The 4,386-nt window shown below is 54.2% G+C and carries 2 protein-coding genes and 2 pseudogenes; all 4 read right to left on the minus strand.

What is annotated here, in order from left to right; genetic code table 11:
* Positions 1-371: pseudogene (locus J9788_RS24900) on the minus strand (hemagglutinin repeat-containing protein); the annotation flags it as partial.
* Positions 372-932: 561 nt separating this feature from the next.
* Positions 933-2,597 (minus strand): annotated as a pseudogene (locus J9788_RS24905) (VENN motif pre-toxin domain-containing protein); the annotation flags it as partial.
* A gap of 45 nt (positions 2,598-2,642) precedes the next feature.
* Complete coding sequence (locus J9788_RS24910) at positions 2,643-3,005, minus strand: immunity 8 family protein (RefSeq protein WP_072056073.1); 363 nt, start codon at positions 3,003-3,005, stop codon at positions 2,643-2,645.
* The coding region (locus J9788_RS25130; protein WP_304621818.1) for a VENN motif pre-toxin domain-containing protein at positions 3,002-4,386 on the minus strand (1,385 nt) is incomplete at its 5' end. The genes J9788_RS25130 and J9788_RS24910, both read right to left, overlap by 4 nt.

Consider the following 4,386-nt stretch of genomic DNA (forward strand, 5'->3'; position numbering starts at 1 on the left):
ACCTTGACGTCATACCCGCCTTTGCCGGCAAACAGCCCGGTCTGTTCTTTTACCGAGTCGAAGTTGCTGTGCAGCTTGTCCTTGCTGGCACTTACGTTGGCGGAGCCGGTCATCGAACCGAAGGTGAAACTGCCGCCCACGCTGGCGTTTTGCTGTTTGGCATCATAGCGGTCGCTATCCTGTTCACTTTGCAGCGTCAGGTCACGGCCCACGTCGACGGTAACCTTTTCGCCGCTGGCCTGCGCGCCTTTCAATTTGGTGTCGCGGCCGCTGGTCAGGCTGAGATGGCTGCCCGCATCCAGGGTAGTTTCGGTATGGGTCAGGCCGTTGCCGTTCTCATGCCCCTTGCCGGCATTGACGCCGGCCGAGACGATTCAGCATCCCACACTCAAGATCACTGTCGTCACTAACGAAGCCAGCTAGGAAAAACTCTGCGAGACCAGCCAAGATAGGCAGAATTTAGGAGCCTATTGGGCGCGGGAGAACGGCGAGGTGATTATCAGCGGCGACTGGCTTACGGAGTCCGGCATTACCGATGCGGAACAACTGGAAGTCACCGCTGCGCCTGGTGTGTTCCGGTTGCAGCGGCGGGAAGTGGAGGTTTTTAGGGCGTAAAAGCAAAAATCCCGGCCAACTGGCCGGGATTTATAAGACTATCGTTAACCACTTTGTAAAAGTAAAGCTAATTGGATCTGTTGTTTTTTTTCCTAACTTGGTGTTCTTGTATCTTGATTTTAATCCAAATAGCCGTCCCCAAGACGCCCCCTCCTATGTATCCTGTCTGCAAGAATGAGGAAAAAATATCTTTCCAGTTGAACAAGAAAACTCCCGTTTTAAAATAAACCAACAACGACGCGAGCAGTACAGAAGCGGCATCAAAGAAAAAAAATAAAACAAGACACATTAGTACGAGACTAACTAGCCGAAAAAAGTCATTTTTTAACATTGTTTTTATCTATTTCCTCAAGTGTATCTTTTACCAAGTTTCCAGTTTTTTCACTGATATAACTTCCCCCTACTGCACCAGTCAGGTCAGATATACTTTCTTTAGCAACCGTTGAAGTTGAACCTTTTATTATCGCTCCTCCGACACTACCAAGAACAGAACCAACTCCTGCACCAATTGTAGAATTAGTAGGGTCCTCACCTTTTACAGCACTACCCAAAGCTGCTCCGCCCATATTGATTCCAGCAGATACACCTATGCCTTTACCTGTAGTAGCTGCGGCAGTAACACCGGCAAGTATCGCATCAACGTAGTTAAAGGGATCTTTACCACCAAGTTGAACGGCTGTATTAACACCAACGCCTATCGCCGCATTGCCTAGCATCCCGGCTTTGACTGAGCTCCCCAGCGGCCCCAGACCATACAGAACCACAGGGTCCCCAATACTCGCATTGGATTTATGGTAGCCCCAGGTATTCATGATGGTTTGCGCTTTTTGCTGGGCTTCAGTCTGCGGGGCTGATTTCAGATAATCCTGCCCTGTCAGCATTCCCGTAATCAGTTCTTTAGTGACTGCCTCACCGTACTGAGCCTGCATTTCGGCAGCGTAGACCATCAGATAACTGGTCAACTCAGCGCGTTCTCCCGATGTCATCCCTGTCGGATCTTTGTTGAATTTGGCGACCAGTGCATCACTACGTTGATCGGCATTTTCCAACTGTAAAAACTCTTTTGCAGTTTGCAGTGTTTTATCACCTTGCAGCACTTTCTCTGCCAACTCATCCCGTTTCGTTGAAGATGTCGTACTGAGGAAGTTATTCTCCACCGCCGTCTTCCCTGCCTGCCCGCCGGTCACCGCTCCCGCAGTATCCCCCGTCGCCAGGCCTCCTGCAAGCCCTGCAGCCAACTGGCTCAGCGCGCTGACCTGTTGTTTCTCGCTTTCGCTCAGCTGCTGCGCCGTTTTGCCCGGGTACAGCTGGCCGGCAATGTAGCGCGCCGCCAGTTCCCCGCCGCCCGCACCCAGCCCTCCAGCTGCGGCTGACTGGTTGTTCAGCTGCGCCGTCACTGCGCCCAGCACAGCGTGTGCCATCGCGTTGGCGGCGATATTATCCTCACCGACCCGTTTCTTGATTTCCGTCGCCAGATACGGCGAGGCACCGCTCGCCAGCGCGCCCGCCAGGTTATTGCCCGCCAGCGCCGTCAGCGCTCCCGTCACCGCCTGCGCCGCCTTCTGCAAGTCGCTGCCGGTACCGTATTGCCGCATCGCGTTGTCGTACGCCTGCTTCATCACCGCCGCATCGTTCGTCGGTTTGCCGCTCTTCTCAAGCTGCTCCCTGGCCTGTGCCAGCGCCGCCGGGTCTTTCTGTGCCTTCAACCCGGCAATCTCGCCCTGCGTGCGGATGACGTCCATCGTCTGGCCGCCAATCTCGCCGATAAGCTGCGCCTGCTTCAGCCGGTTCTGCTCCTTCTCCTTGTTGAATATCGGGCTGATGCTGCCGTCGTTGGCATGTTCGGTATCCCGGTTTAGCTGCGCCACATCCTGCTGCTGTTTGTCGGTGTCACGGACTATCAGCGTTCCCTCACTGACCCCGGCTTTTGTCGTACCCTCGGCGTGCCCGCTGTTGTTGGCGCCCGACAGCATGCCGCCGGCCGTTACACATAAAAGCGACTACCCCAGCCAAGGACTGGCAACTACTTATGGATGGTAAGGTTGGTAATCTTCGAATTCCCAAGCAAAAACACGAGAGAGTTTCTGAGCAATCTCCATCCAGTCACTCCCCTCACACTGGTCAATATAATCCGTGATGGTTTTGGTGATCTCATCAAGATCGTACTTTCGAACCAGCAGAGTATGACGTATCAGCTCAGGCACCCAGCGATGCTTACAAAGCCATTCGGGAGTGCAAATTAACACTTGATAATCATGCCCTCCGACCTCATTTTCAGGACCGATACATAAGTTGATCCATAACCCAAAACAATCGATCTCATCAGGTTGATAAGTTTCTGGAGTGAATTCTGCTGAGTAAACACCTAAAGATTTAAGCTCACCTTTCATTGAGTTATCACCATGTGCGCATTACCTATTTTTTGACCGTCTTTTAATGTTTCAAAGTTAGCTTGAACACCTGTTGGGCTTAGTTCTTGTGGTGTATTCGGCTTAGAGGCGGGATAACGATAAACACGAGTGCCGTCGGCACTTATTAAGCCTTTTCCATCACTGAGTGGCCTAGCTCCATCGCCCACCCAAATTTTACCCAAGCGATCGGCTTCTTCTTTGCTGCCTGAGCCAATACCGTAGTTAAGCTTTCCATTGTCACCTTTAACTACCGCTGCCAACCGAGGATCTTGCTTGGCAATATTATTCAGGTTTTGCTGTTTTAACTCTTCTTTCAATTTTGGGTAAGTGGCAGCATTATGTGCTGATATTTCACTACTAGCTTTATTTAGCTGCTTAGACGCTTCAGCAACATCCCCTTTCTTCAGCGCTGTCTCTGCCGCCTTGATCGCTTTGCCCGCGGCATCACCCGCACCCGGTATAATCCCTATCGCCGCTACCAGATAATCTAAAGCACTCTGCGCTTCCGCAAAACTCTTGATATCGCCAACCACTGGCACAAAATCTGCACCTGTCGACAGGATATCTTTCAGTTCTTCCCGTCGTTCAGTATACATCTTCACCGAGCACGCTTCCGCACTCATTCCGGCACAGTTTTGCTGCTTATAGCGCTCGTTTTCTGCATCGACACGCTCTTCGGCTACCTGCTGAGGAGTCTTACCCTGAGATACAGCGTCAACAATATCACTCAGTGCGTTATTCTCCACCGCATTCTTACCCGCCTGCCCGCCGGTCACCGCTCCCGCAGTATCCCCCGTCGCCAGACCGCCTGCAAGCCCTGCAGCCAACTGGCTCAGCGCGCTGACCTGCTGTTTCTCGCTTTCGCTCAGCTGCTGCGCCGTTTTGCCCGGGAACAGCTGCCCGGCAATGTAGCGCGCCGCCAGTTCCCCGCCGCCGGCGCCCAGTCCGCCTGCCGCGGCCGACTGGTTGTTCAGCTGCGCCGTCACCGCGCCCAGCACCGCGTGCGCCATTGCGTTGGCCGCAACGTTGTCTTCGCCGACCCGTTTCTTGATTTCCGTCGCCAGGTATGGCGAGGCACCGCTCGCCAGCGCGCCCGCCAGGTTATTGCCCGCCAGTGCCGTCAGCGCCCCCGTCACCGCCTGCGCCGCCTTCTGCAGATCGCTGCCGGTACCGTATTGCCGCATCGCGTTGTCGTACGCCCGCTGCATCACCGCCGCATCGTTCGTCGGTTTACCGCTCTTCTCAAGCTGCTCCCTGGCCTGCGCCAGCGCCGCCGGGTCTTTCTGTGCCTTCAGCCCGGCAATCTCGCCCTGCGTGCGGATGACGTCCATCGTCTGGCCGCCAATCTCGCCGATAAGCT

This window comes from Serratia sp. X10, assembly GCF_017811775.1.
GTDB lineage: Bacteria > Pseudomonadota > Gammaproteobacteria > Enterobacterales > Enterobacteriaceae > Serratia > Serratia ureilytica.